Origin of the sequence: Actinoplanes sp. NPDC051861, from assembly GCF_040681145.1 — a bacterium.
Taxonomy (GTDB): Bacteria; Actinomycetota; Actinomycetes; order Mycobacteriales; family Micromonosporaceae; genus Actinoplanes.
Genome location: NZ_JBFAYE010000037.1, coordinates 39,699 through 63,761, shown reverse-complemented (window position 1 = coordinate 63,761; position 24,063 = coordinate 39,699). Strand labels below are relative to the sequence as shown.

The following is a 24,063-nucleotide window of genomic DNA, read 5'->3' as shown; positions in this document are numbered from 1 at the left end:
CCGGCTGACCCCGCAGGGAAGGGTTCCCGGAACCGTTCGACGAGCTCGCATCCATGGCCAACTGCCGAGGACCGCACCCGCAAGGCCGCTGACTCGCTGATGAGCGAGACGTTTGCGGACTCCTTGCGGACTGGCGGTCCCCGGCAGGCGGTCTGACCAGGCTAGGAACAGATCAATTACACGTTGTAGTACATCTCGAACTCGTGCGGGGTCGGGCGCAGGCGGACCGGGTCCACCTCGTTCGCGCGCTTGTAGTCGACCCACGTCGAGATCAGGTCGTCGGTGAACACGCCGCCCGCGGTCAGGTAGTCGTGGTCGGTCTCCAGGGACGTCAGCACCTCGTCCAGGGAGCCCGGCACCTGCTTGACGCTGCCCCACTCCTCCGGCGGCAGGTCGTACAGGTCCTTGTCGATCGGGGCCGGGGGCTCGATCTTGTTCTTGATGCCGTCGAGGCCGGCCATCATCATCGCCGAGAACGCCAGGTACGGGTTCGACGACGGGTCCGGGACGCGGAACTCGACGCGCTTGGCCTTCGGGTTGCTGCCGGTCACCGGGATACGGGTGCAGGCGGAGCGGTTGCGCTGCGAGTAGACCAGGTTGACCGGGGCCTCGTAGCCGGGCACCAGACGACGGTACGAGTTGACCGTCGGGTTGGTGAACGCCAGCAGCGACGGCGCGTGGTGCAGCAGGCCGCCGATGTACCACCGAGCGGCGTCGGACAGGCCGGCGTAACCGGTCTCGTCGTAGAACAGCGGCTCGCCGCCCAGCCAGAGGCTCTGGTGGGTGTGCATGCCGGAGCCGTTGTCACCGAAGAGCGGCTTCGGCATGAACGTGACGGTCTTGCCCTCGGCCCGCGCGGTGTTCTTGATGATGTACTTGAACAGCTGCATCTGGTCGCCGGCGTGCAGCAGCGTCGAGAACTTGTAGTTGATCTCGGCCTGGCCGGCGGTGCCGACCTCGTGGTGCGAGCGCTCAACGGTGAAGCCGGTGTCGATCAGGCGGCGCACCATGATGTCGCGCAGGTCGGAGTAGTGGTCGACCGGCGACACCGGGAAGTAGCCACCCTTGTAGGTGGTCTTGTAGCCGAGGTTGCCACCCTCTTCCTCGCGGCCCGAGTTCCAGGCGCCCTCGATCGAGTCGATGTAGTAGAACGACTGGTGGGCGGAGGTCTCGTGGCGGATCGAGTCGAAGATGTAGAACTCCGCCTCGGCACCGAAGTAGGCGGTGTCGGCGATGCCGCTGGAGGCGAGGTACGCCTCGGCCTTCTTCGCCACGTTCCGCGGGTCACGCGAGTACGCCTCGCGGGTGAACGGGTCGTGGATGAAGAAGTTCAGCGCGAGGGTCTTCTGGATCCGGAACGGGTCCACGAACGCCGTCGCGACGTCGGGGAGCAGCATCATGTCGGACTCGTGGATGGCCTGGAACCCGCGGATCGAGGATCCGTCGAAGGCGAGGCCGTCGGTCACAACGCTGTCGTCGAACGACTCGACCGGGATGTTGAAGTGCTGCATCACACCCGGCAGGTCACAGAAACGTACGTCGACGAACTTGACGTCCTCGTCTTTGAGGTATCGCAGGAGTTCCTCGGGATTGGCGAACACACGTCCTCCTGGCACAGTTTTCCGATACCGGGCGGCATGGGCCGCCACCTGGCAAGGCTGGCTGCGACGTTATGGGTACGGAGTTGCCCCGGCGTATCCCGATTGTTTCCGCCGTGTTACGGAGCGCGCTGGGCAGGCACGCCGACAGCGCCAGCCGGTCCACCGCACCATATCGCGTACGCTCGGCAGACGTGGCTGCTTCCGTGAACGAGAAGACCGGTCTCGACCCCGCCGGTCTCGGCCCCCGGCTGGCCGCACTGCTGATCGACTGGGTTCTCTGCCTCCTCATCGCGAGCCTCTACGCCAGCCCGTTCGAGGTGGCCTGGCCGGCCGTCGTGGTGCTGATCCTGGCGAACACGTTCTTCCTCGGCCTGTTCGGCCAGACGCCGGGCATGCGCCTGCTGCGCATCCGCTGCGCCTCCTACCCGGACGGCGGCGTGCTGGGACTGGGCCGCGGCCTGGTCCGCGCCGCCCTCCTCGGCCTCTTCCTGCCCGCGATGATCATGGACAGCAACGGCCGTGGCCTGCACGACCGCGCGATCGGCTCGATGGTCGTCACGATTCCCCGCGACTGACCGCCGGCTTGCCGGGCGCCCGTGCCTCGAAGTCCGATATCGGCTCGTCCTTTCCCGTAGGCGGCGGCGACACCGCCGGGCTGCGCAGACTCTCCGGATCCGGTTCCGGCTGGGTGCGCCGCGGCGCGTCGATCACCCCGGGCCGAGCCTCCTCCCGCCCACTGAACCAATCGGCCCAGGCAGGCGCGGGGAGCTCTTTGCGCTCCGCCGGCGGCAATTTCTTGGGTACGGGAGAACGCGCCGATTCCGTCGGCGGATCGAATCCTGTCCCGGCTCCGGTCGCCTTGCTCCTCTTCCGATGGTCGCCGCCCCGGGCGCGCCCCCGCAGACTGCCCCGCCCACTCTGCGACGGCGGCACGTCGGCCCCGGCCCGCCGAATCTCCCGCCCACCGGCCTGCACCTCGGTCTCTCCGGCCCGCCGGATCTCCCGCCCCGTCGCCCGCACACCGGCCTCCCCGGCTTTGCCACTCGCCCGACCGCCGGCCGCCGGTGTGCCTGCGCTTGCCCGACCGCCGGCCACCGGTGCCGCGGCTTTCCCGGTGGGCCGGCGCAGCGAGCGTCCCGGCGGCGGAGCGCTGCCCGCCGGTGGTGCCGACGCTCCACTCCCACGGCCGAACCGGCTGATCTGACCGGGCACCGGCGGCCGCGCGGCGGGCGGCAGAAACGGCACACCGTTGGGCGGGGTCCCAGGAGGCAGGGCCCCAGGAGGCAGCGTCCCAGGAGGAGCGGCCGTCCCGGGCGGAATCGTTCCCGGCTGCGGCAAGGCCTGTCCCGGAGGCAGCGTCCCCGGAGGCAGCGTCCCTGGAGGAGCAGTCCCGGGCGGCAGGGTCCCAGGAGCGCCGCTCCCAGGAGGCAGGCTCCCCGGAGGGACGGCCCCGGGCGGCGCGCTCCCCGGAGGGACGATCCCGGGAGGCGGCGTTCCCGGCGGCACGGTCCCCGGAGGTACCTTCCCCGGCGGCAGCGTCCCGGGAGGCGCGGTCCCCGGAGGGAGCGCCCCAGGAGGCACGACGCCGGGAGGGACCGCGCCAGGAGCGTTGGAGCCGGGCTCGTGTGCGACCGGGCTGGTCACGAACTGCGGGCCCGGCGACGCCGGCAGGCTCGGCACCGGTGTGCTGAGGACCGCGTTCACCGGCTGCACCGGCGGACCCGCGCCGCCCGCCACCACCGCGATGTAGTCGAAGTACTGATCCCCGTACTTCAGCGCCAGCACCTGCGCCTCGTGCCGGTACCGCTCGACGACCTCCGCGCGGTCCGCCTCGATCTCCTCCCGCGCCGCCGCGTTCCAGCTCACGCCCCTGGTCAGGAACGCGCCGAGGTTCTCCGTGAAGCCGACCGCGCCGGCCTCCCGCATCTCCTGCTCGTACCGTTGGACCAGGCCGTCGACCTCGCGCCGCGCCTCCAGGCTGATGCCGACCAGGTGGCGCAGTGCCGTGATGTTGCGCTGTACCGCGTCGATCCAGACGTCCAGGTAGGTGAGCACCTCGCCCGGGCCCCGGCGCAGGAACGCGTCCCGCGCCGCCGGTGATCTCCACTGCTCGTCCTGAAGGACAGTGCTCTGCTGCACCACGGAGTGCCGTATCCCCTCCAAGAAAGAACGTGCGTTCTGCCATTGGTCGGCGAGCGCGGCCATCTGCTCCGGGTGCATGTTCCGAATCTTGGCGGCGACGACCTCCACGGTCAGCGGGTTGCCGGGCCCGGGCGGCGCGGTGAACGGCACCTGGGACACGGGGTGCGCGGCGTAGTGTTCCTGCCCGCTGTACGGGCTGTAGCCGTAGTTCGGGTCGGCGGTGGCGCCCCAGTACTCGCCCATCGGATCAGCCGTTCCCGCCGGGCCCGGGTGTGCGCGGGCCGACCTGCGCCCGGTTCACCGCTTCGAGCAGGCCACTCTTGTTTGGTTCGTACGTCGTCGTCGAGCTCGCGCCGGAGACCGGATCCACTTTCTCCTCGACGAGCCGGGTGGTCCGGCCGTCCTCATCGACACTCTCGGTAGTGCTTTCCCCGTACCCTTGCCTGGTCTCTGTCGTGCCGGTGAGCGTGCCGTCCGCGCCGAAGCTCTCCTCCCGCGTGATCCGGATCCCGTCGTCCTCGCGCACCGATGTGCGTGACGTGCTCGCCGAGATCGTCTCGCCGGCCCGGTCGAAGACCGTGGTCGTGACCGTCGTGGCACCGCCCGGCACCGTCACCGTGGAGATCTCCCGCCGCTCGCCGCCCGGCCCGAACGACGTCTGCACCGTCTGGTACGCCGAAACCGGCGTGACCGGCCCGTCCCGCCACTGCCCGCTCGCCGCGACCGGCCCCGAACCCACCGCCGTCGTCCCGGCCGGCGGCGGCGCGGCACCGAACGCGACCAGCACGTCGTTGAGCCCGGCGGCCGCGACCGCGTCCCCCGACCGGTATCGCTCCGCGATCGCCCGCGCCGCGGTACCCACGTTGCGCAGCGACTCACCCAGCTTGCTCATGTAGATGCCCAGCTCAGCCGCGTTCGCCATCAGCTGGGCCCGCACCGCGTCCGCCTCACCCAGCACGTCGCCCGTCCACGCCTTGCCCGGCGCTTCGCTCAGCGGCGCCAGGTACGCCGACCGCGCCCCGATGTCCGCCTGCTGATCCGTGAGCCGGCGCGCGTACTCCCCGAGCCCGTCGAGATCGACATCCACCGGCGGGCCCGCACCGAGCCACGGTGTGCCGGTGTTCGCCGCGGTCTGCTCCGCGTACGGATTCTCCGCACCCATGTCGATCACGCTCGCTTCCGTCCGGGTGCAGGTGTGTACCGCCGATTCCGGAAACCGGTTCGAACCGTCCGCACACAACCGGTGTACGAGGAGTCACAAACCCTTTTACGGGAACCGGGAGAAGGACCATGGCAGCAGGCCAGTTCCACGCCACACAGGAACAGCTGACCGCGATGGCGCGACGGTGCGGCGAGACCGGCCAGACCGTGTCGTCCGGCATGAACCAGCTGATGGGTCAGATTCAGACCCTCGGCGGCGGCGGTTTCCAGGGCACCGCCAACAACGCCCTGCAGGAAGTGTCGGTGCAGCTCAACGAAGGTCTACGAAAGATCATGAGCGCCCTCGACGAACTCGGCGGCAAAATGTCGACCGCAGCCTCCGCCTTCGCCACCAACGACGAGGACGCGGCACAGGCGATCCGGTCAGGCGCCGCTGTGGACAGTTCCGTAGTCAACATCCTGCGCGGCTGAGGAGAGTCCGATGCACATCACCTACGATTTCGGCCAGATCCATGACGTATCCGCTGCCATCAATGCGTTCCAGAACCAGATGGACCGGGAGCTGAACGAGTTGTACACGGCTTTCTCGGCGCTGTTCGCCCAGGATTGGACGGGCGCGGCGGGGGTGGCCTGTGACGAGGCCCGGCAGAAGTGGAACCAGGGGGCGAGTGAGATCAAGTCGGCGCTGGCGGGGGTGGGGGTCCGGCTGGCGGACTCGGCAACCCGCATGCAGCAGGTGGACCAGCAGATCGCCGGCACGATGTGAGAGGCCTCATCCGGCCGTCGGCGATCCGCCCGGCGGCCGGTCAGCATTCTCAGAGCCCTTGAGCACGTCGAGATTCTTGGCGATGCCACTGACGATCCAATGACTGTGCCCCAGTGCACGGGCGCCGTCGGCGAGCGCGCCCTCGAACTCAGCGATCGCCTCGTCCGCCCGGCCCAACGCGAGGTGCGCGATGGCGACGTTGTTCCGCGACATCAGCGTGTCGGGGTGGTCCGCACCGAGTATCCGTCGCCGGTCGGCCAACAACGTCTGGTGCGCCGCGAGCGCCTCTCCGGCCCGGCCCGCCGCCCCCAAGGCCGCGGCGAGGTTGCTCCGGGTCGTCAGGGTGTTCGGATGGTCGTCGCCCAGCACCCGCCGCTGATCGGCCAGCACCGCCTCGGCTCCGGCGATCGCTTCGGCCGTTCGTCCCGCCGTCTCGTAGGCCGATGCGAGATTGCCCCGGGTCATCAACGTATCGATGTGGTCCTCGCCCCGCACCCGCCGGAAAACGGCAAGCACCGCCTCGAGCTCGACGATGGCCTCGTCCACTCGCCCCGCCCGCCGGTAGGTGTCAGCGAGATTGTGCCGGGTCATCAACGTGGACGGGTGATCGTCGCCCAGCAGTTCTCGCAGACCGGATGCCGCCTTCTCGTACTCCACGATCGCGGCGTCCAACCGGTCGGCCCACACGTAGCAGACCGCGAGGTTGTGCCGCGCCGTCAGCGTCTGTCGATGATTGTCCCCGAGCATCCGCCGCCTACCGGCAAGCACCTTCTCGAACTCGGCGATCGCCGTGTCAGCTTGTCCCTGATACTGCCGGTAGGTCGCAGCCCGGTCAGCGAGATAGAGCATGTCGGCGACCTCGCTGTCCGCGAGGTCGCGGTTGAGACTGTCGATGTGTGGCAACAGTGACGCCCAGCGCGGCCAGCCCTTGACATTGTTGATCGGGTCCGCCGGGATGGCGCGCAGCAGCAGCTTCACCACCACCTGCTGAAGCTTCTGGACAGTGTCTTCGTCCTGGGCGTTTCGAGTGACCGCCTGGACCAGGCGGTGCACACTCACCATCCCCGCGCTCCGACTGACCATGCTGTAGGACGCGAGCAGGGCCAACGCATCGGCCACGTCGGCGGGGTCGTCCGTGAGCAGATCCAGAACGTCGTCGGGGAGGTCATCCGGGGCCAACCACGCCAGCACGGCCATCACATGCACGGCCAGCGGGTCCTGGCCGGCAACGGCGTCCATCGTGACCGTCCACACCGCTGTCACGCTCCGGCCGGCCGCTCCGCCGTATCCCACCTCGCTGGCCGCCCGCTCGAACTGCGTGGTCAACAGTGCCCGGTAGTCGTCGAAGTCCATCCCGTCGTGCTGGCTGACGTAGGCGGCGGCCTGGTCCAGCGCCAGCGGCAGATCTCCCAGCTCAGCAGCCAGCCGTCCGGCACCGTCCTGGTCGTCCAGGCCGGTCAACCGCAGCAGCAGATCGACACTGGCACCACGATCGAGCAACTCGAGCGGCAGCGGCTCCAGGCCCAGCCTCGCCCATCGGGCGGCGCCCAGGTCGCGCCGGGTCGTCACGACTATCTGCCCGTGGCCCTCGACGACCCCGAGCAGTTCGGCGATGTCGTCGACGTTCTCGACGTTGTCCAGAACAAGCAGCCAGCCATTGTTGGCCTGCAGCCAGCCGGTGGCCCATGCCTGCGCGTCCGCCAGCGTCGCCACCGGATGCAGCCGGCTCGTCAACGCCGCCAGCCCCAGCCCGATCGCCTCGACGCTGTCAGCGGTGATCCACCAGACCAGTGAGTAGCGACTCAGAAAAGCGCGTGCGTACTGGTTGACCAGCTCGCTCTTGCCGATGCCGCCGAGGCCGTGCACCGCGGCCTGGCCCACGACGACGCCGGACTCGCCGCTCAGCCGGTCGGCCAGCGCCTCCAGGTCACGGCCCACGAACACTTTGGACGCCGGCGGCAGGTTGTGCACGGTCCCGGAACCGGTCCGCTGCGGCGGCGGCACCGGCCCGGCATAGCCGACGTTCGTCTGCTTGTTGTGGTCGCCGATCTGGAAGCCGCTGCTGCCGGTGACCTCGGCGTCCGGCACTGGTGATCAACTCCTCGCGCGGGCTCCCAGGATCCCTCAGGCCGTCCACTCCGCGCTATATGAAAACCGTTGCGATGCTGAGCGCGGCCTCATACTGTGTGTCGCACAGTACTGAACGGAGCAATGGGTGACCATCGACGAGAACGGGCACGCCAAGCTGGAGGCTGACCTGCGGCGCGGCGTTCTGGTGCTCGCTGTTCTCTCCCGCCTGCGCACCCGGCAGTACGGCTATTCGCTGCGCCACGCACTCATCGACGCCGGGATGCCGGTCGAGGAGGGCACGCTCTATCCGCTGCTGCGCCGCTTGGAGACGCAGGGGCTGCTGGAGAGCGTCTGGGACACCGACGGCGCTTCGCCGCGTCGTTTCTACTGGCTCAGCCCCGACGGGCAGCGCCTTTTCGCGAGCATGCGTGACAGCTGGCGGCGCCAGGTCGGGGTGATGGACTCGCTGCTGGAGTGAGGGAAGTGTGATGGACGCTCAGGACGTCATCGAGAGCTACGTGCACGACGTGGCCAGGCAATTGCCGCCGCGCAAGCGCGACGACACGGCCTTCGAGCTGCGCGCGCTTCTGCGGGAGGAGTTGCGCTCCCGGTCCGAGGAAACCGGGCGTACGCCGGACGCGCACCTGGCCGTCGAGATGCTCCGCGCGCACGGCCGTCCCGCCGAGACCGCCGCCCGCTACCACCCGCCGTACACCTTGATCGCCCCCAGCGACACGTGGGCGTTCCTGGTCCTCGCGGTGGCCGGCGCCTTCGTGGCCGGCATCCTGTTCGCCCCCGGCCCCGGCGTCCCGTGGCGCGACGCCGCCGGCGACAACAGCATCCCGACCCTCGCCTGGATCGGCGCACTGGCCCTGGTCTTCAGCGGTCGCAGCCTGATTCTCCGTCGCCGCCCCACCGCCTTCGCCTGGAAACCCCACACCGTGCGCGCCTCCGACCGCGTCAACCGTCTGGCCATCACCGCCCAGATCCTCGCCTGGTCCGCGCTGCTCGCCCTCTACCTCGCGCCCGCCCGCCTCCTGTCCGACGACCGTCTCGCCTACAGCGACTCCTTCACCGAACCCATCCGCATGTCCTGGCTGGCCGTCATCCTCGCCCTCCTGATCGCCCTGCTCCTGCTGGTCGGCGCCCGAGGCCGCTGGCAGACCTGGACACGCTGGACCCACCTGACCCTGATCCTCGAAGCCGGCATCCAGATCGGCTGGCACACCCGCTACGGCGACGTCTTCGCCGACCCGCACACCGACACACTCCTGATCCCCTGGATGGCCGCACTCGGCGGCGCCCTCCTTCTCCTGGCCGGCTACCTCTGCTACCGCCAACTCACCCGAGTCCGCCCCGCACCTTCCGACCACCCCACCACCGGCAGACCAAACCCGGCGCCGATGTAGTACATGAAGTAGTACAGTGCGCTGGTGGAGCAGATTCCGATCCGGACCCTCAACCAGGACACCGCCGGAGTCCTGGCCCGCGTCGAGAGAGGCGAGACGTTGGAGATCACCAACCGAGGTCAGCCGATAGCCCGGATCGTTCCCATCGGGGCTGATCCGCTCGCCGATCTGATCGCTGACGGCGTGGTCGTGCCGCCTACGGTGACGGGTCCCGTCCCGATGCCTCAACACCAACCCGGCGACGGCCCTGAGTCCGGCGAACTTCTGTCCGCTCTGCGTGACGAGGAGCGCTGGTGATCTACCTCGACACGGCGGCCCTGGTGAAGCTCGTGCGCGTCGAGTCGGAGTCGGCGGCTCTGGTCCGGTGGCTCAACGACCGGGCGGGTCAGCCGCTCATCGCCTCCTGCCTCGTCGAGGTGGAACTGCCCAGGGCTTTGCGGCGCAGCCATCCGGGTGTGCTCGGTAGTGTCGCCGGCGTGCTCGGCCGGCTCCATCGCGTGGACATCAGCGCGGCGGTGCGGGCCAACGCGGCGGCCTACGTCGATCCGGCGTTGCGCACCCTCGACGCCATTCACGCCGCTACCGCGGAGTTCCTGGTCGCCTCCGGCAAGGACCTGACGGCGTTCGTCACCTACGACAAACGGCTGGCCGAGGTCGTCGCCCGGTCCGGCCTTCCGGTTGTCGCACCTGCCTGACCTCGCCCCGGCGGGCCATGATGGAGCCATGGGACGGTATTTGACTGCGGCCCTGGGCGGCGTCTTTCTGGTCGCCGGGGTGGGTGGCGTGATCGTCTTCCTCACGAGCGAGGGCCTCGATCGCGCCGAGAAATGGATCTCCATCAGCGTGGGGATCGGGTCGCTGCTGCTGGGGGCGTTCGGGGCGGTGCTCGCCTGGAAGAGCTGGCGGCACTCGATAGCGACCACGACGGCCGGAACGCCGCCACCGCACGGGCACCCGCAACCGGGTGGCGTGCCGCAAGCGGGTGGCACGGCACCGGCCGCTCCTGTTTCGCCGGAGGGCATCAACCTGAGCAATGCGAAGGGGGTTCAGATCGGCGACCACAACACCCAGAACAACAAGTTCTGAGTCAGTGGTAAGCGCGTTTGCCCAGTAACTCCGCCACGCGCCAGAGGCGTTCGGCTCGGTGGGTGGCGGTTTGGATTGCTGCAGTCGGGTCGGGTGGTAGGTGGGCGCTGATCAGTCGGCTCAGCGGGGTGGCCAGGGGGTTTTCGCGGGTTGGGCCGGGGACTACTACTCCTAGGAACGGGCGGCGGAGCAGGCGTGGGGCCAGCGTCAGGATGCGGCGAAGGTGGCCTCGCTGGGCGATTATCGCGACGGGGCGGTTGTCGCCGAAGTGGCCCTCGTACTCGGCGCGCAGCAGGTTGGTCACCGTGTCGACTGAGTGCCGCTCCACGCGGATGACGTGCTCAGGCACGCCGGCCGCTACCAGCCAGGCCCGCATCAGATCGGCCTCCGGAACACCCCGGAACACCTCACCGGAAGCCGCCGCGAACGGGGTGCCCTTGTGGTCGATCGGCGACTTGTAGCCGGCGCAGACGATCACGCCGGGCAGGGCCAAGGAGGCGGCGAGGCGGCAGCGGGCCTCACCGCCCGGAGTCAAGGCTGAGGCGGAGGCGTTGCGGCCGTGGCCCGGCACCAGGACGTGGGCTACGGACGCCAGTGTCAGGCCCGGTGTTCCGGGCAGTACCTCGAACCCCACGCGGTCGACGCTACGCGGCAGAATCGGGGCGTGGACATCGCGGTGCTGGGGCCCGTCGAGGTGCGTGCCGGCACCGGTGAGCGGATCCCGATTGTGGGCGCGCGGCTGCGTACCCTCATGATTTTGCTTGCCCTCGACGCCGGCCGCATCGTCTCCGCGGACCGGTTGATCGACGGCATCTGGGGTGACGACGCACCCTCGGGTGCGGGAAACGCGTTGCAGGCGCTGGTCTCCCGGCTTCGGCGCGCCGTGCCGGAGTTGCGCGTGGAGGCCTCGCCGCACGGATATCGGCTGGTCATCGACCCGGACCTGGTGGACGCGCACCGGTTCGCGCGGCTCGCCGCCGAGGCACCCGGCCGAGCGCTCGAACTATGGCGCGGCGAGCTGGAGTTTCCCGGCGCTGCCGAGGCCGACGCGGTACGCCTGACCCGGCTCCGAACGGCCGCGCACCGCGACTGGCTGGCCCGCGAGATGGCGCACCGCGACGTCGTGCCCGAGCTGGAAGCCCTGGTCGCGGCGCATCCGCTGGACGAGGCACTGATCGCGCTGCTGCTGCGGGCGCTGCGGCAGGCCGGAAGTCCGGGGCGGGCCCTGCAGGTCTTCGAGGACGCCCGGCGCCGCCTCGCCGACCAGCTGGGCGCGGATCCGTCGCCCGAGCTCGCCGCGCTGCACCTGGACCTGCTGCGTGCCGATGACCGGCGGGGAAACCTGCCGGCCGAGCTGAGCAGCTTCATCGGGCGGGACGCCGAGGTGCGAGCGGTTCGTGAGCTGACGACCCGGCACCGGCTGGTCACGCTGACCGGGCCCGGCGGTTCGGGCAAGACGCGTCTCTCCGTGGAGGTGGGAGCGGGGCTGCCCGGTGAGGTCTGGCGGGTCGAACTGGCCCCGGTCCGCGATCCCGCCGAGGTTGTCCAGGCGATCCTGACCGCGCTCCATCCGCGTACCCAGATGGTCCTCTCCCGGATCGAGCCGGCCACCCCGCTCAGCCGGCTGCGCGACGCCCTGAAGTCGCGGGATCTGCTGCTCATCCTCGACAACTGCGAGCACGTCATCACCGCGGCCGCCGAGACCGCCGACGTTCTCCTCCGCGCCGCGCCCGGCCTCCGCCTCATCGCGACGAGCCGCGAGCCCTTGGGTATTCCGGGCGAGCGGATCTTCCCGGTGGAACCCCTCGCGTCGCCCCCGCTGGGTGCGGACGCTGCGGCTGCGTCAGTTTTTCCATCGGTACGGTTGATGCTCGATCGATCCTCCGGACTCGCCCTGTCCGACGCGAACGTGGAACCCGTGGTGCGGATCTGCCAGGCTCTCGACGGCATGCCTCTCGCGATCGAGCTGGCCGCGGCCCGTCTGCGTACGCTGCCCGTCGCGGTCCTCGCCGACCGCCTGGCCGACCGGTTCCGCCTGCTCACCGGCGGCAGCCGGACCGCCCTGCCCCGGCATCAGACGCTGCGCGCGGTGGTGGACTGGAGCTGGGACCTGCTCACCGAACCGGAACGCCGCCTGTGGCGCGGACTGGCCGCCCTGCCCGGCGGAGCCGACGTGACCGCCGCCGAGCGGGTGTGCGCCGCCGACCCCGACCTGCTCGGCGCGCTGGTCGACAAGTCGCTGCTGGTGCTCGGCCCGGACGGGCGTTACCGGATGCTGGAGACGATCCGGGAGTACGGGCTGGAGCGCCTCGACGAGGCCGGCGAGACCGAGGACCTGCGGCGGAGTCTCGCGGACCACCTGCTGGAGCTGGCCCGGGAGGCCGAGCCGCACCTGCGCCGCGCCGAGCAGCTGTCCTGGCTGCGGCGGCTCTCCGCCGAACACGACAACCTGCACGCCGCGGTCCGTGGCGCGATCGCCGCCGGGGACAGCCGCACCGCCGCGGCGCTGGTCGCGAACCTCGGCTGGTACTGGTGGTTGCGCGGGCACCGGGTGGAGGGCTCGCTGCTGAGCTCGGACGTGGCGGCCATGGACACCGGCGGCGCGGACCGGTCCGAGCTGGCTCTCACGTACGCCTACGCCGCCCTCAACGGCGTCGAGGGCCCGACGGGGTTCGCCGAGGTCGAAGCGCTGTTCCTGCGCGCGGAGGAACTGGCACAGGGCACCACCTCCGGCCATCCCCTGCTCCGCCTGCTGACCCCGCTGGCGGCCGTCTTCTCGGGCCGCATCAGGGCCGGCGTGTTCGGCGGCGCCGACCGGCTCTTCGACGACCCGGATCCGTGGCTACGGGCGGTCGCCCAGATGGTCGTCGGGCACGTGCGGATCAACTTCGGGGAGAGCGCCGAGGCCGCCGAGGCGGACCTGAGCGAGTCGCTGGCCGGGTTCCGTGCCGTCGGTGAGCGCTGGGGCATCGGGTTCACGCTGAGCATCCTGGCCGACATGGCCGCGGCCCGCGGTGACTTCGCCCGTGCGGTCGAGTGGCAGCGGGAGGCGTTCGCGCTCGTCGAGGACGTCGGCATGCGCGAGGACCTGCCGCAGCTGGCCGTCAAACTGGCGCATCAGATGTGGATGAGCGGCGACCGGGCCGAGGCGCACCGGACGCTGACGGTGGCCCGCGAGCACGCCCGTCGCGCCGCCGTTCCCGAGGTGATGGCCACGGTGCACCACGGCGAGTCGGTGATCGCCCGCGCGGAGGGCCGGCTGGACGAGGCACGGGCCCACAACGACGAGGCGATCAGGCTGATCGAGACGTCGACGTTCGCGCCGCAGTTCGGGGCCCTGGCGCGATCGAACGGCGGCCTGATCGAGGGCGCGGCGGGTGATCTGGTTCGGGCGCGGGAGCTGCACCGGGAGGCGCTGGAGATCGCGGTCCGGACGAAGGACTCGCCGGTCATCGCGGAGGTGCTGGTCGGCTTCGCGGATCTCGTCCTGCGTGAGGGGGACACAGCGCGGGCGGCCGGGCTGCTGGGCGCGGCGGACTCGGTGCGCGGGTCGAAGGACCGGTCGGTCGGTGACGCGGAACGGATCGCCGGCGAAGCCCGCGCGGCACTGGGAGGCCCTGGCTTCGAGACGGCGTACCGACGAGGGGACGGGGTGACGGTGGCTACGGCGCTGGAGGCGGCGCTGGAAGGTCCGGTACGCCGCCAGTGAGGTGAGCCCTACCGGAACGTTTGCAGCTACGCCGTCTGCGAGGACTGCCCCGGCCACTGGAGGCTCGCCCAGGCCCTCGATCAGATCGAGAGGTGTCCTGACAGACGGAGGCCGGCGCCCCGCGCCCACCCTCCGATACGCAGCGGCAGGTCTACTCCTGCGGCCGCGCCGAGTGCGGCTGCTCGGTCTCGAGCGGGACCGTGTCCGTCATCGCCGTCGCCCCGCCGGATCGGTGACGGCCGGAGCCTGAGCGAGGATGCGCCGCACGGCGGCGCTCTGCTCCACGGCCTGCGCCCGTTCGGCGGCCCGCCGCGCCCAGATGATCCGGAGGTCACGGGGTGCCGTGAGGAGATGTACTACAACGTCTGATCCAGCTGTTTGAACGGCGGCCACTCCCGGCTTGGGCTGGGGATGACCGCCGTTCGGTCATAGCCTGGGTTTCGTGCAGCAACGTCTCCCACCGTCTGTCCTTCTTGGACTGGCGGCGCTGGCCGCGTCGACGTTTGCCGTCGGGCTCTTCCTTGAACAAGTGGCGCTCGGGTTCCTCCAACGACACCCGTACGTGGTCAATCTGCTGTCCGGTGCCACGGGTTTCTCCACCAGCGCTCTGGTGATCGCTCTCCTCTTCAACCGGGCCGTTGTCACCCATCGGGCAGAACAGTGGCGTGCCGCGACGTGGACCGCGGTGCGGGGCTGGCAGCAGCAGGTGAATGCCATGGAGCGGCTGGTCGAGGCGCCGGCCGGGGTCGAGGCCGATGGGGACACCATGGTCGGGCTCGGGTCGCTTCACGCCGACGTCCTTCATGCGTTGATCGCCGAGCGCGGCGGCCATGGTCTCCGCTTGCGTGAAGACCCTCCTCCGCTCCCGAACGAGCTGCCGTTCCGAAAGGCTGAGGACGAAACGACGTTTCTGCGGCACGCCAATTCACTGGTGGACAATTGGCTGGATCCACTCCTGGAAGCCCTCGACGTGGCCACGGAACCGGAAGTACTACAGGCGGCATACACCCTTCGCGCCTCAGTGCGCGATCCAGGTAGGCAGTCGTACCAGGTGGCTGATGCGGTGAGTGCGCTCGTCAAGCAACTGGAAAATCATCCCCACTACAGAGCATCAAGGCGTATGAGGCTGTCGGCTTGGGATCGCTTCACACTCGCGATCGATCGAAGACGTCTTCCCTTCCGCCGGTGAGAACGCCTGGCGGGTCCGCGCTAGACGCGGCGGCGGAAGGCTCTGACCGAGAGCGGGGCGAATACGCCGAGCAGAACCGCGGCCCAGATCAGTGACTGGGTGACCGGCCCGGCCACCGGGCCGCCGTTGAGCAGTCCCCGGACAGCGTCCGAGAGGATCGAAACGGGGTTGATCTTCACGAAGGCCTGGAGCCAGCCCGGCATTGTCTCGGTCGGGGCGAAGGCGCTGCTTGCGAACGTGAGCGGGAAGACCAGCAGGAAGCCGAAGAGCTGCACCTTCTCCGGCGAGGCGGCGACCATGGCGACCAGCACCGGCAGCCACGCCGTGGCGAAGGCGAAGAGAAGCAGCAGCCCGAACATGGCGGCCACCTCGAGCGGACCGGTGGTGATGCGGAAGCCGAGCAGGGCGCCGACGCCGAGCAGGAGCACGATCGCCCACGCCTGTTTGATCAGGTCGGCGACGATGCGGCCGGAGAGTGGCGCCCACCGGGAGATCGGCATCGCGCGCAGCCGGTCGAAGACGCCCTTGCTGATGTCGGTGTTCAGGCCGACGCCGGTGTTGAGGGTGGAGAAGAGCATGTTCTGGACGATGATCCCGGCCAGGCCGAACACCAGGTAGTCCGACGGGGAGCCGGCGATGGCACCGCCGAAGACGTACGTGAAGAGCAGCAGGAATATGACCGGCTGGAAGCTGAAGTCCATCAGCTCGAACGGGTTGTGCTTGAGCTGGACGAGTGTGCGCCACGCCAGCGTCCCGGTGTTGCGCAGGGCCAAGGTGCTCATGCGGCGGCTCCCGTCAGGTGGAGGAAGACCTCGTCGAGGCTGGGGCTGCGCAGCGCGAGTTCGGCGACGGTCAGCCCGGCGTCGTCGAGGCGGCGGACCAGTCGGGTGAGGGCACCGGGGTCGGCGACCGGTGCGACGACCAGGTCGCCGCGGACGTCGACCTCGCCGGACGCGATGTGGCGCACGACCGCGGTGATCTTCTCGAGTTCCGCGGGCTCGGCCGGGCGCAGGGTGACGGTCTGCGCCCCGGTACGGGCCTTGAGCTGGTCCGGGGTTCCGGTGGCGATGACCCGCCCGTGGTCGATCACCACGATCTCGGTCGCGAGTTGGTCGGCCTCGTCGAGGTACTGGGTGGTGAGCAACACCGTCACCCCGTCGGCGACGAGCCCGCGCACGATGTCCCAGACGTCGTTGCGGCTGCGCGGATCGAGGCCGGTGGTGGGCTCGTCGAGGTAGAGCATGCGCGGCCGGCCGACCAGACTGGCCGCCAGATCGAGGCGGCGCCGCATGCCACCGGAGTACCTGCCGGCTGCCCGGTCGGCGGCTTCGACCAGGTCGAAGCGGGCCAGCAGTTCCTTCGCGCGGGCCCGTGCGGACGGGCGGGAGAGGCCGAGCAGCCGGCCGATCATGATGAGGTTCTCGGTGCCGGTCAGGGTCTCGTCGACCGAGGCGTACTGGCCGGTGAGACCGATCAGGCCGCGGACCTGGTGTGCCTGGCGGACGACGTCGTAGCCGCCGACCGTGGCGTGCCCGGCGTCGGGGCGGAGCAGGGTGGAGAGCACCCGGACCGCGGTGGTCTTGCCGGCGCCGTTCGGGCCGAGCAGGCCGAGTACCGTGCCGGTTCGCACGGCCAGGTCGACGCCGTCCAGGGCGGTGGTGTCGCCGAAGCGCTTGACCAGCCCTTCGGCGACGATCGCAGATGTGGTGTCCATGCGGACACCGTGCGGGAGAGTGCTGACACGGCGCTGACGCGAACGCCGGCGCCGTGTCAGCAGACGTCAGGACGTGTCAGAGCAGCCGGCCGAGATCCAGGAAGACGGTCTCGCCGGTGGCGTCGTCGATGCCGTCGTTGTCGGTGACCGCGTACGTCCGGCCGTTCCCGGCGACCGCGAGGCCCTCCACCTTGTCCTGCACCCAGCCGTTGCCCGCCTGCAGCAGCGGCAGCAGGTCCTTGACCAGCTTCTTCGTGACGGTCGGCGTACCGCTCCAGGTGGCCGGAACGTCGAAGGTGTAGACCTTCTTGATCGCGGCGAGGGTGCCGCGCTGGTTGTCCCGCTCGATCACGGCGAACGTGTTGCCGTCGACCGCGACCAGTTCGGACAGCCCGGTCCAGCCGACCGGCGCGGCGTCGAGCGGGTAGAGCAGCCACGACCAGGTCTTGCTGACCGTGTCGTAGCGGCCGATCCGGGCGGTGTTCGCCGGGTCGCCCTTGATCGCGCGCTGGACGGCCACCCAGACGGACGTGCCGGACTCGGCGATGCCTTCCAGGCCGTTGCTGGTGATCGCGCCGGCGACGTCGGCGGGCAGGGCGATCTCTTCCTGCACCTCGGCGCGGGAGTTCAGGCGGACCAGCAGATTCGGCTCCTTGCCGGCGCCCGTCCCCTCGACGGCCAGCCAGTATCCACCGGCGCGGCGGACGACCAGGCCCTCGGCGTCGTAGCCGACCGGCTGACCGTTCTTGGTCACGGTGACCGCGGAGTCGATCACGCCGTCGGTGGAGAGGCCCAGGATCCGCGTCGGCGAGTACACCGAGTCGGTGACCGAGGCGAGGCGGTCACGGCGGCCGGGCACCGCCGAGAGCGCGGACAGGGCGCCCCACGGGATGTCGTTCTTCGAGACCAGCGACGTGTCCTCAAAAGAGCCCAGCCCGAAGACCTGAACAGTGCCGCGGATGCCGATCGAGGCGTCCTCCTCCTCGCTGGAGACGACGACGAGGCCACGGGACGGGACCGCGACGACACCCTCCGGGCCGTTGGTGGTGGGCAGCAACTGGCGGAACCGCGGCTTGACCGGGTTCGACACGTCGTAGACGGCGGTGAAGTTGCCGCGCTCGGAGTTCACGAACACGTACGGCACGCCCTTGATCCGCGCGAACGCCACGTTCTCCGGCTCGATGCCCTTGGCGTCGGAGCGCTTGTCCGGGTACTGCCCGTGCTCGACGGCGATGTGCTCCAGCGTGTTACCCGCGTCCCAGACCGCCTTGCCGGTCCGCTTGCTGAAGATCGACCAGCCGCGCGAGCCGCCCTCGTAGTCGCCCTCGTTGGCGGTGGCGAAGAGGTCGTCGGTGATCCAGGCGACGCCGTCCGGCTCCCGCTTCGCGGTGATCGAGCCGTCGAGCGAGATCTTGTCGTCGTCGAGGGTGTCGACGCCGTTGACCGTGACGGAACCGGCGTCAAAGCTCTTGATCACGCGGCGGGAGGCGAGGGAGACCACCGCGAGGTGGTTGTTCTCCTGCAACGAGACGACGGCCTCGTCCCGCGAGTTGATGCTCACGTACTCCGGCTCGGGGTCCGTCGGGGCGACCGCGGACAGCCCGGTCAGGTCAACCTTCGACACCTTCCAGGTGCGGGTGTCGACCACCGCGAGCCACCCGGCCGGCGCCTGCGGGATCGCGCCGTCGTTGACGTCCTCGTCCCGCTCGTTCTCGATCGCCACGGCGATGTAGCGGCCGCTCGGCGCGACCGCGACCGAGTCCGGCTGGCCACCGAGGTCCAGTTCGCGGACGACCGCGCGGGACTTCGCATCGATCACGACGAGCTTGCCGGACGGGTCGGTGAAGCTGGTCCGGGTGTTCACACCGGCGAGCAGCAGCCGGCCCAGGTGCGCCACCGAGGTGGGCTCGCCGCCCACGGCCAGGGTGCCGGCGGGCTTCGGGCGCGACGGGTTCGTGATGTCGACGAAGCCGAGGCGCTTGCCCGGACTGTCGGTGTAGACGACCGTACGGCCGTCCTCGGTCACGGTGGAGATCTCGGCCGCCGCGGTGTCGTCGATCGACGAGTTCAGGTATGCCGGGAACGTGGAGAGCCGGTGGAAGGAGTCGGCGCGGCCGTGCGCGGCCGCCGCGGTGGGCACGCTGCCGGCCGCGGCTAGGGCCACGACGGAGACAACCGCCGAGGTGGTACGGCGTAGAGACATGGGCTCTGCCTACGTGATGATCTTGACCGGTTCGTGGACATCAGACGAACGGCGGGTGCTGAGAGGTGTCCAGACCAGTAGAGCCAGGCTGAACCAGACATATAAGTTGCCGCCGACGAACTCCAGGGGCGGCCGGGGCCCCGTCTCCCACAGCCACGTGACGTGCGAGGTCATCACGACATATGCGGAGATGGCCAGCCATTTCCGGCCAAGGGCGAAACACTGTACGAGCGCCGGAATCAGCCAGACACAGTGATGGATCCAGGTCACCGGGCTGATCAGACAGCCCAGGACACCGGTCAGCGCCAGGCCGCCCACCACGTCCTCCGGCGCCCGCGCGACCCGCCACGCCCATCCCGCCAGCGTCGCCACGACGGCGGCCAGCCAGACCTTCGCCTCGATCGTGTCGATCGGGAGCCGCGCCAGCAGGCCGCGCTCGGACTGGTTGGAGAGGTAGTGGAGCAGCCCGACCCGGTTGGTGTCCCACAGCGCCGACGTCCAGAACTCCCGGGACTCGTCGACGAAGACGGCGCCGGCGAGCAGTGTCGCGGCGGCCGCCGTACCGATCGCGGTGGCCAGGGCCCGCCATCGCCGGGTCACCAGCAGATAGAGGATGAACACACCCGGCGTCAGCTTGATCGCCACTGCCAGGCCGATGCCCACACCCGCCCACTTACGGCCCCGGGCCACACCGAAGAGCATGTCGGCCGCCACCAGCGCGAGCAGCAGCGTGTTGACCTGTCCGAAGGTGATCGTTTCGCGGACCGGTTCGAAGGCGAGCGCCAGGCTGAGCGCGACGGCGTACGCGAACCACGGCGTCCACTCCCGCTCCCGGATCAGCGGACCGGCCAGCCACCACACGAGCATCGCTGTCGTGACCACGGTGCCGACGCAGGCGATGACCACGACCAGCGGGAACGGCAGGTACGCCATCGGCAGCATGACGATCCCGGCGAACGGCGGATAGGTGAAGCCGTACGGCGTACCGGCCCGCAGCCAGTCGTAGACCATGCCGCCGTCGCCGCGGAACCAGTACTCGATCGCCCCGTAGTAGACCTTCGAGTCGAAGAACTCGTTACGGATCCCGGCCAGGACGATCGTCACCACCGCGGCCGATGCCAAGCCGACGACTGTCGCGATTCGCTTCATGCAGCACTTTCCACACTAGATAGCCGGCGAGCAGGGTCACCACGACGGCGCCCTGAGCCCTGCTCGCGAGCGCCAGGTTGTACCCGTCCGGCAGGCAGAGGGCGGCGGCCAGCGCGCACGGCGCCACCAGCCAGAGGGTGTCACGCCGCAGCGTCGCGGCGAGGACGGCGAGCGGCCACAGGGCGTACCAGGGGTGGAACACCGGGGCCAGCAGCACGGTGGCGGCGAGCGCGAGACCCGCGTGGAGCAGCGGATCCCGGCCGCGGGCCCGCAGCCAGAGCAGCACCAGCACCACGACGAGCGCGATCAGGCCGAGGACCCGGGTCACGCCGACCGCGCCCGGCACGCCGAGCAGTTCCAGGGTCAGCCCGATCGCGGTGGGCGGCGCGGTCCACTGCACCGAGACACCACTCCCGGTCAGCCCGGTCACCCATCCCAGCCCCAGGCCCGAGCCGACCGAGACAGCCGCGAGCGCACCCGCCGCTCCCCCACCGACCCACGCCACCGCGCGCCAGAAATGGGGAAACAGGAGAATGGCGAAGGGCAGCACGACGATCGCGGTGGCCTTCACGCCCACGGCCAGGCCGAGCAGCACGCCCGCGAGCAGCATCCTCCGGGTGCTGAGTCCGGCAACGATCAGCGCGACCATCACCGCCTCGTTGTGCGCGCCGGAGATCAGGTGGATCAGGACCAGCGGGCAGGCGAGCACCAGGAACACCGCCCGCGCCGGCTCCACTCCGGCCCGCCGCGCGAGCACCGGCAGGCGCCAGCCGATCACCGCGACTCCGGCGACGGCGATCACCCGCAGCAGGGCGACGGTCCCGGTCAGCGAGCCGCCCAGCTTCGCGGCCACGGCGGCGAGCACGAGAAACACCGGACCATAGGGGGCCGGGGAGGCACGCCAGGTGGGTGCGACGGCGTCGGCCCAGGGGCACCCCAGAAGATCAACACCTCCGGCGTACGGGTCGAGCCCGGCTGCCTGCTGCCAGCCCTGACATGCGTACGAGTAGACGTCGTAACTGGCCAGCGGCAGGAACGGCAGCAGTGGCAGCGCCCAGATCGTGGCCGTCACATACGCCCACCGCAGCGACGGCACGTCCCGCCGGCCGGCCCACCAGGCGCCGATCAGCAGCAGTGTCCCGAACAGCCAGGCCAGCGGCATCAGCACGCCGTCCCGCCCGGCGAAAATGGTGCCCGGGGTCACGGTGAGTTCCCACGGACTGCTCGCACCGCCCCGCCAGGCCGCCACCGCGAGCAGCAGACTGCCTGCCAGCCCCACGTATCGGACGAGGAACGGACGGGGCATGGCGACGACCCTACCGTGACACGCTGCTACCGCCGCCCAGCCGGTACTGTCGTCGTGATGTGGGCACGGCACCGGCTGGAGTGGAGCACCGCGCTGGTGGCGGTCGCTCTCGGTGTCGCGTACCTCCTACTTCCGCCGATGGGCTCCGACCTCGCCGCGCAGACCGCCCGCGCCGACTTCTTCGCCGAGCACGGCCTCACCCCGATCGACCTGCGCTGGTACGCCGGGGTCGAACAGTTCGGCTACAGCCTCGTCTCCCAGCCGATCATGGCCGTCCTGGGAGTGCGCGTCACCGGCGCCCTCACGCTGATCGCCGGTCCGGTGCTGCTGGCGGTGCTGTTCCGTCGTACCGGCGCGCCCCGGCCGTGGCTGGGCGCGGCACTCGGCGTCGTCGGCTTCGCGGGCAATCTGATCAGCGGGCGAGTCACGTACGGAATAGGGGTTTGCCTCGGTCTTTGCGCCCTGACCCTGCTCACCTTCCCCAGGCTGCGCCGCCTCGCCGCGCTCGCCGCCCTCCTGGCCGGCGCGACCAGTCCCGTCGCCGGCCTGTTCACCGGCCTGGCCGGCGCCGCCCTGCTGATCGCCGGCCTCACCCGTGACGGCCTGCTGGTCACCGACCGCATCCGTGACGGCCTGCTGATCGCCGTGCCCGCCGCCGTCCCGCTCGCGGTGATCGCGCTGCTCTTCGGCGACGGCGGCTGGATGAACATCAGCCGCACCGACACCGTCCGCGCGATCGTCACCGGCCTGGTCGTCGCCGCCCTCGTCCCCCTCCGCCCGGTCCGAATCGGCGCCGTGCTGGCCTCGGCAGGGGTGCTCGCGGCCGCCCTGATCCACACGCCGGTGGGCCTGAACGCCACCCGCCTGGCCGTGATGTTCGCGCTGCCGCTCCTCGCCGCCTACGCCCGCTTCCCCGCGCTCCCCGCGCGCTCCGCACTCCCCACGCCCTCCGCGTTCCTCACGCTCTCCGCGCCCTCCGCTCTCCCCACGCCCTCCGCGCCCTCCGCTCTCCCCACGCCCTCCGCGCCGTCGATCTTGGGCGCGGAGAGCGGTCCGGACCGGCCTGCGCGCCCAAGGTCTGCGGGATGGCGCGGGAGTGCGGTGCTCACGGTGCTGCTGGCAGTGGTTTTCTGGTGGCAGCCGCCGGTGGTGATCGACGACGTGCGGGACATCGGCAACCCCACGGCGGCCGACAGCTACTTCGCGCCGCTGCGGCAACGCCTCGCCGCCGAGACGCTCACCGGGCGGGTGGAGATTCCGCCGACCCGCGCCTACTGGGAGTCCGCGCGGATGGGCGAGATCCCGCTCGCACGAGGCTGGCTGCGTCAGGCCGACATCGACCGGAACCCGCTGTTCTTCACCACGGTTCCCGGCGCCGCCGGCACCGGTGTGGCGCTGACCGCCGACAGCTACCGCGCGTGGCTGGCCGAGGAGGCGGTGCAGTTCGTCGCCGTACCGGACGCGGAACTCGCCTGGCCGGGGCGGGAGGAGGCACGGTTGGTCGCGGGCGGGCTCCCGTACCTCTCTCTGATCTGGACCGACGCTCACTGGCGCCTTTACGCGGTGGCCGATCCGCACCCGATCGTCGCCGCCCCGGCGACCCTCGTCCGGCAGGACGGCGCCACGATCGTGCTCGACGCACCCGCCGCGGGCGACCTGACCGTGCGCATCCGCCACCACCGCTCCCTGACCGCCTCCGGCGGCGCAACACTCACCGCCGACGGCGAATGGACCCGCCTGCGCGTCCCGTCGGCCGGCCGCTACACGCTCACCAGCAGCCTGTTCTAGGAGGCGCGGCGGGACTCGCGTTCGGCTCGCTTGCGTTCGCGCTGTTCGCGGGTGAAGCGCTTGCGGTTCTCCAGGTCGCGTTTCCACTGCTCGCGGGCGAACTCGTCGGCGCCGTGCACCGCGCCCCTGGTCTGCGCCGGGCCGATCATCGAGCGGAAGAACCAGTCGTGGAACGTCCGGTGGAACCACTGTGACAGCTTCGACACGACGCCGCCTCCGAAAGTTTGTGGGCCAATACTTGGTACACCAACTATTGGTAGGATAGCCGTCGACCTGAGGAGATGCGCGAGTGAGTGACCCCCTGGCTCTGGAGCAGCAGGTCTGCTTCGCCCTGTCGGTCGCCGCCCGCAGCGTCGTGGCGATCTATCGCCCGCTGCTGGAGCCGATGGGCCTCACCCACCCGCAATATCTGGTGATGCTCGCGCTCTGGCAGCACTCCCCGCTCTCCCAGCGCCGGCTCAGCGAGCTGCTCCAACTCGACCCGGGGACCCTCTCCCCGCTGCTCAAGCGCCTGGAGGCGATCGGTTACCTGCGCCGGGAGCGCGACCCGGCGGACGAGCGCAGCCTGGCGATCACCCTCACCGAGCGGGGCCGCGAGCTGCGGGCCGACGCCGAGCGGATCCCGCCGGCGGTGGTGGAGCGACTCGGCATGCCGGTCGAGGAGCTGCGGGCGGTGCACGAGGCGCTGACCCGCGTGATCGCCGCCGCCAACCAGCAGGTCCACTGATCGGCGGAATTCGACGGCCGGGACCGACCGGACGGGGGACGAA

Annotated in this window: 23 protein-coding genes; 12 read left to right on the top strand and 11 right to left on the bottom strand. The window is 70.4% G+C overall.

Annotation, left to right across the window (positions count from 1 at the left end; all coding sequences use genetic code 11):
- Nucleotides 1-176 precede the first annotated feature (176 nt).
- On the bottom strand, nucleotides 177-1,601 hold the full coding sequence (gene glnA / locus AB0M02_RS46255) for a type I glutamate--ammonia ligase (RefSeq protein WP_364238907.1): 1,425 nt from the start codon (nucleotides 1,599-1,601) through the stop codon (nucleotides 177-179).
- 191 nt (nucleotides 1,602-1,792) lie between these two features.
- Between glnA and AB0M02_RS46250 the strand changes: the two genes are divergently transcribed.
- Nucleotides 1,793-2,176, top strand: coding sequence for an RDD family protein (locus AB0M02_RS46250; protein WP_364238906.1), 384 nt, complete (start codon nucleotides 1,793-1,795; stop codon nucleotides 2,174-2,176).
- On the opposite strand, the gene AB0M02_RS46245 is transcribed toward AB0M02_RS46250, so the two are convergent.
- Together AB0M02_RS46245 and AB0M02_RS46240 are read right to left on the bottom strand one after the other, a co-directional pair.
- Nucleotides 2,157-3,986 (bottom strand): hypothetical protein, encoded by a 1,830-nt coding sequence (locus AB0M02_RS46245; protein ID WP_364238905.1) that lies wholly within the window; start codon nucleotides 3,984-3,986, stop codon nucleotides 2,157-2,159. The genes AB0M02_RS46250 and AB0M02_RS46245 overlap by 20 nt on opposite strands.
- A 4-nt stretch (nucleotides 3,987-3,990) precedes the next feature.
- Complete coding sequence (locus AB0M02_RS46240; RefSeq protein WP_364238904.1) at nucleotides 3,991-4,914, bottom strand: hypothetical protein; 924 nt, start codon at nucleotides 4,912-4,914, stop codon at nucleotides 3,991-3,993.
- A 119-nt stretch (nucleotides 4,915-5,033) separates the two neighbouring features.
- Here AB0M02_RS46240 and AB0M02_RS46235 point away from each other — a divergent pair, with 119 nt between their 5' ends.
- Both AB0M02_RS46235 and AB0M02_RS46230 read left to right on the top strand, forming a co-directional pair.
- Entirely contained in the window at nucleotides 5,034-5,375 is a 342-nt protein-coding gene (locus AB0M02_RS46235; RefSeq protein WP_364238903.1) for a WXG100 family type VII secretion target, read from the top strand.
- Nucleotides 5,376-5,385: 10 nt separating this feature from the next.
- Nucleotides 5,386-5,670, top strand: a complete 285-nt coding sequence (locus AB0M02_RS46230; protein WP_364238902.1) for a WXG100 family type VII secretion target — start codon at nucleotides 5,386-5,388, stop codon at nucleotides 5,668-5,670.
- Nucleotides 5,671-5,676: 6 nt separating this feature from the next.
- Here the strand turns inward: AB0M02_RS46230 and AB0M02_RS46225 are convergent, their stop codons facing one another.
- Nucleotides 5,677-7,758 (bottom strand): tetratricopeptide repeat protein, encoded by a 2,082-nt coding sequence (locus AB0M02_RS46225; RefSeq protein WP_364238901.1) that lies wholly within the window; start codon nucleotides 7,756-7,758, stop codon nucleotides 5,677-5,679.
- A gap of 127 nt (nucleotides 7,759-7,885) precedes the next feature.
- Here AB0M02_RS46225 and AB0M02_RS46220 point away from each other — a divergent pair, with 127 nt between their 5' ends.
- Genes AB0M02_RS46220 through AB0M02_RS46200 form a run of 5 tightly spaced genes read left to right on the top strand, consistent with a single transcriptional unit; the run spans nucleotide 7,886 to nucleotide 10,235 of the window.
- Entirely contained in the window at nucleotides 7,886-8,218 is a 333-nt protein-coding gene (locus AB0M02_RS46220) for a helix-turn-helix transcriptional regulator (protein ID WP_364238900.1), read from the top strand.
- A gap of 10 nt (nucleotides 8,219-8,228) precedes the next feature.
- The gene (locus AB0M02_RS46215) at nucleotides 8,229-9,149 is read left to right on the top strand and encodes a hypothetical protein (protein ID WP_364238899.1); all 921 of its coding nucleotides are present in this window, start codon (nucleotides 8,229-8,231) and stop codon (nucleotides 9,147-9,149) included.
- 24 nt (nucleotides 9,150-9,173) lie between these two features.
- Entirely contained in the window at nucleotides 9,174-9,446 is a 273-nt protein-coding gene (locus tag AB0M02_RS46210; RefSeq protein WP_364238898.1) for a type II toxin-antitoxin system prevent-host-death family antitoxin, read from the top strand.
- The gene (locus AB0M02_RS46205; RefSeq protein ID WP_364238897.1) at nucleotides 9,443-9,844 is read left to right on the top strand and encodes a type II toxin-antitoxin system VapC family toxin; all 402 of its coding nucleotides are present in this window, start codon (nucleotides 9,443-9,445) and stop codon (nucleotides 9,842-9,844) included. The genes AB0M02_RS46210 and AB0M02_RS46205 overlap by 4 nt, the downstream gene beginning before the upstream one ends.
- Before the next feature lie 28 nt (nucleotides 9,845-9,872).
- Nucleotides 9,873-10,235 (top strand): RIP homotypic interaction motif-containing protein, encoded by a 363-nt coding sequence (locus AB0M02_RS46200; protein ID WP_364238896.1) that lies wholly within the window; start codon nucleotides 9,873-9,875, stop codon nucleotides 10,233-10,235.
- 1 nt (nucleotide 10,236) lies between these two features.
- Here the strand turns inward: AB0M02_RS46200 and AB0M02_RS46195 are convergent, their stop codons facing one another.
- Complete coding sequence (locus tag AB0M02_RS46195) at nucleotides 10,237-10,869, bottom strand: ElyC/SanA/YdcF family protein (protein WP_364238895.1); 633 nt, start codon at nucleotides 10,867-10,869, stop codon at nucleotides 10,237-10,239.
- Between the two features lie 30 nt (nucleotides 10,870-10,899).
- Between AB0M02_RS46195 and AB0M02_RS46190 the strand changes: the two genes are divergently transcribed.
- Nucleotides 10,900-13,944 (top strand): BTAD domain-containing putative transcriptional regulator, encoded by a 3,045-nt coding sequence (locus AB0M02_RS46190; RefSeq protein ID WP_364238894.1) that lies wholly within the window; start codon nucleotides 10,900-10,902, stop codon nucleotides 13,942-13,944.
- A gap of 442 nt (nucleotides 13,945-14,386) precedes the next feature.
- The gene (locus AB0M02_RS46185) at nucleotides 14,387-15,133 is read left to right on the top strand and encodes a hypothetical protein (RefSeq protein ID WP_364238893.1); all 747 of its coding nucleotides are present in this window, start codon (nucleotides 14,387-14,389) and stop codon (nucleotides 15,131-15,133) included.
- Between the two features lie 20 nt (nucleotides 15,134-15,153).
- Here the strand turns inward: AB0M02_RS46185 and AB0M02_RS46180 are convergent, their stop codons facing one another.
- The 5 genes from AB0M02_RS46180 to mptB form a co-directional block, all read right to left on the bottom strand.
- A complete protein-coding gene (locus AB0M02_RS46180) occupies nucleotides 15,154-15,915 on the bottom strand; it encodes an ABC transporter permease (RefSeq protein ID WP_364238892.1) in 762 nt (253 codons plus the stop codon).
- Nucleotides 15,912-16,847, bottom strand: coding sequence for an ATP-binding cassette domain-containing protein (locus tag AB0M02_RS46175; RefSeq protein WP_364238891.1), 936 nt, complete (start codon nucleotides 16,845-16,847; stop codon nucleotides 15,912-15,914). The genes AB0M02_RS46180 and AB0M02_RS46175 overlap by 4 nt, the downstream gene beginning before the upstream one ends.
- A gap of 76 nt (nucleotides 16,848-16,923) precedes the next feature.
- Nucleotides 16,924-19,050 (bottom strand): esterase-like activity of phytase family protein, encoded by a 2,127-nt coding sequence (locus tag AB0M02_RS46170; protein ID WP_364238890.1) that lies wholly within the window; start codon nucleotides 19,048-19,050, stop codon nucleotides 16,924-16,926.
- A 9-nt stretch (nucleotides 19,051-19,059) separates the two neighbouring features.
- Nucleotides 19,060-20,172, bottom strand: a complete 1,113-nt coding sequence (locus AB0M02_RS46165) for a glycosyltransferase 87 family protein (protein ID WP_364238889.1) — start codon at nucleotides 20,170-20,172, stop codon at nucleotides 19,060-19,062.
- Nucleotides 20,126-21,505, bottom strand: coding sequence for a polyprenol phosphomannose-dependent alpha 1,6 mannosyltransferase MptB (gene mptB / locus AB0M02_RS46160; protein WP_364238888.1), 1,380 nt, complete (start codon nucleotides 21,503-21,505; stop codon nucleotides 20,126-20,128). The genes AB0M02_RS46165 and mptB overlap by 47 nt, the downstream gene beginning before the upstream one ends.
- 57 nt (nucleotides 21,506-21,562) lie before the next feature.
- On the opposite strand from mptB, the gene AB0M02_RS46155 reads away from it, so the two are divergent.
- Nucleotides 21,563-23,293: a hypothetical protein gene (locus AB0M02_RS46155; RefSeq protein ID WP_364238887.1), complete on the top strand. Its 1,731-nt coding sequence runs from the start codon at nucleotides 21,563-21,565 to the stop codon at nucleotides 23,291-23,293.
- Here AB0M02_RS46155 and AB0M02_RS46150 read toward each other — a convergent pair.
- Nucleotides 23,290-23,499 carry a hypothetical protein gene (locus AB0M02_RS46150; RefSeq protein ID WP_364238886.1) on the bottom strand — a complete coding sequence of 70 codons (210 nt, stop codon included), beginning with the start codon at nucleotides 23,497-23,499 and terminating at the stop codon, nucleotides 23,290-23,292. The two genes, AB0M02_RS46155 and AB0M02_RS46150, sit on opposite strands and share 4 nt — an antisense overlap.
- 83 nt (nucleotides 23,500-23,582) lie before the next feature.
- Here AB0M02_RS46150 and AB0M02_RS46145 point away from each other — a divergent pair, with 83 nt between their 5' ends.
- Nucleotides 23,583-24,020 carry a MarR family transcriptional regulator gene (locus tag AB0M02_RS46145; RefSeq protein ID WP_364238885.1) on the top strand — a complete coding sequence of 146 codons (438 nt, stop codon included), beginning with the start codon at nucleotides 23,583-23,585 and terminating at the stop codon, nucleotides 24,018-24,020.
- Nucleotides 24,021-24,063: the final 43 nt, after the last annotated feature.

Bases quoted from the DNA above. Each gene is read 5' to 3' on its own strand.
- AB0M02_RS46245 (WP_364238905.1), bottom strand. From the start codon at position 3,986: ATGGGCGAGTACTGGGGCGCCACCGCCGACCCGAACTACGGCTACAGC.
- AB0M02_RS46235 (WP_364238903.1), top strand. From the start codon at position 5,034: ATGGCAGCAGGCCAGTTCCACGCCACACAGGAACAGCTGACCGCGATG.
- AB0M02_RS46230 (WP_364238902.1), top strand. From the start codon at position 5,386: ATGCACATCACCTACGATTTCGGCCAGATCCATGACGTATCCGCTGCC.
- AB0M02_RS46215 (WP_364238899.1), top strand. From the start codon at position 8,229: ATGGACGCTCAGGACGTCATCGAGAGCTACGTGCACGACGTGGCCAGG.
- AB0M02_RS46200 (WP_364238896.1), top strand. From the start codon at position 9,873: ATGGGACGGTATTTGACTGCGGCCCTGGGCGGCGTCTTTCTGGTCGCC.
- AB0M02_RS46180 (WP_364238892.1), bottom strand. From the start codon at position 15,915: ATGAGCACCTTGGCCCTGCGCAACACCGGGACGCTGGCGTGGCGCACA.
- AB0M02_RS46175 (WP_364238891.1), bottom strand. From the start codon at position 16,847: ATGGACACCACATCTGCGATCGTCGCCGAAGGGCTGGTCAAGCGCTTC.
- AB0M02_RS46170 (WP_364238890.1), bottom strand. From the start codon at position 19,050: ATGTCTCTACGCCGTACCACCTCGGCGGTTGTCTCCGTCGTGGCCCTA.
- mptB (WP_364238888.1), bottom strand. From the start codon at position 21,505: ATGCCCCGTCCGTTCCTCGTCCGATACGTGGGGCTGGCAGGCAGTCTG.
- AB0M02_RS46155 (WP_364238887.1), top strand. From the start codon at position 21,563: ATGTGGGCACGGCACCGGCTGGAGTGGAGCACCGCGCTGGTGGCGGTC.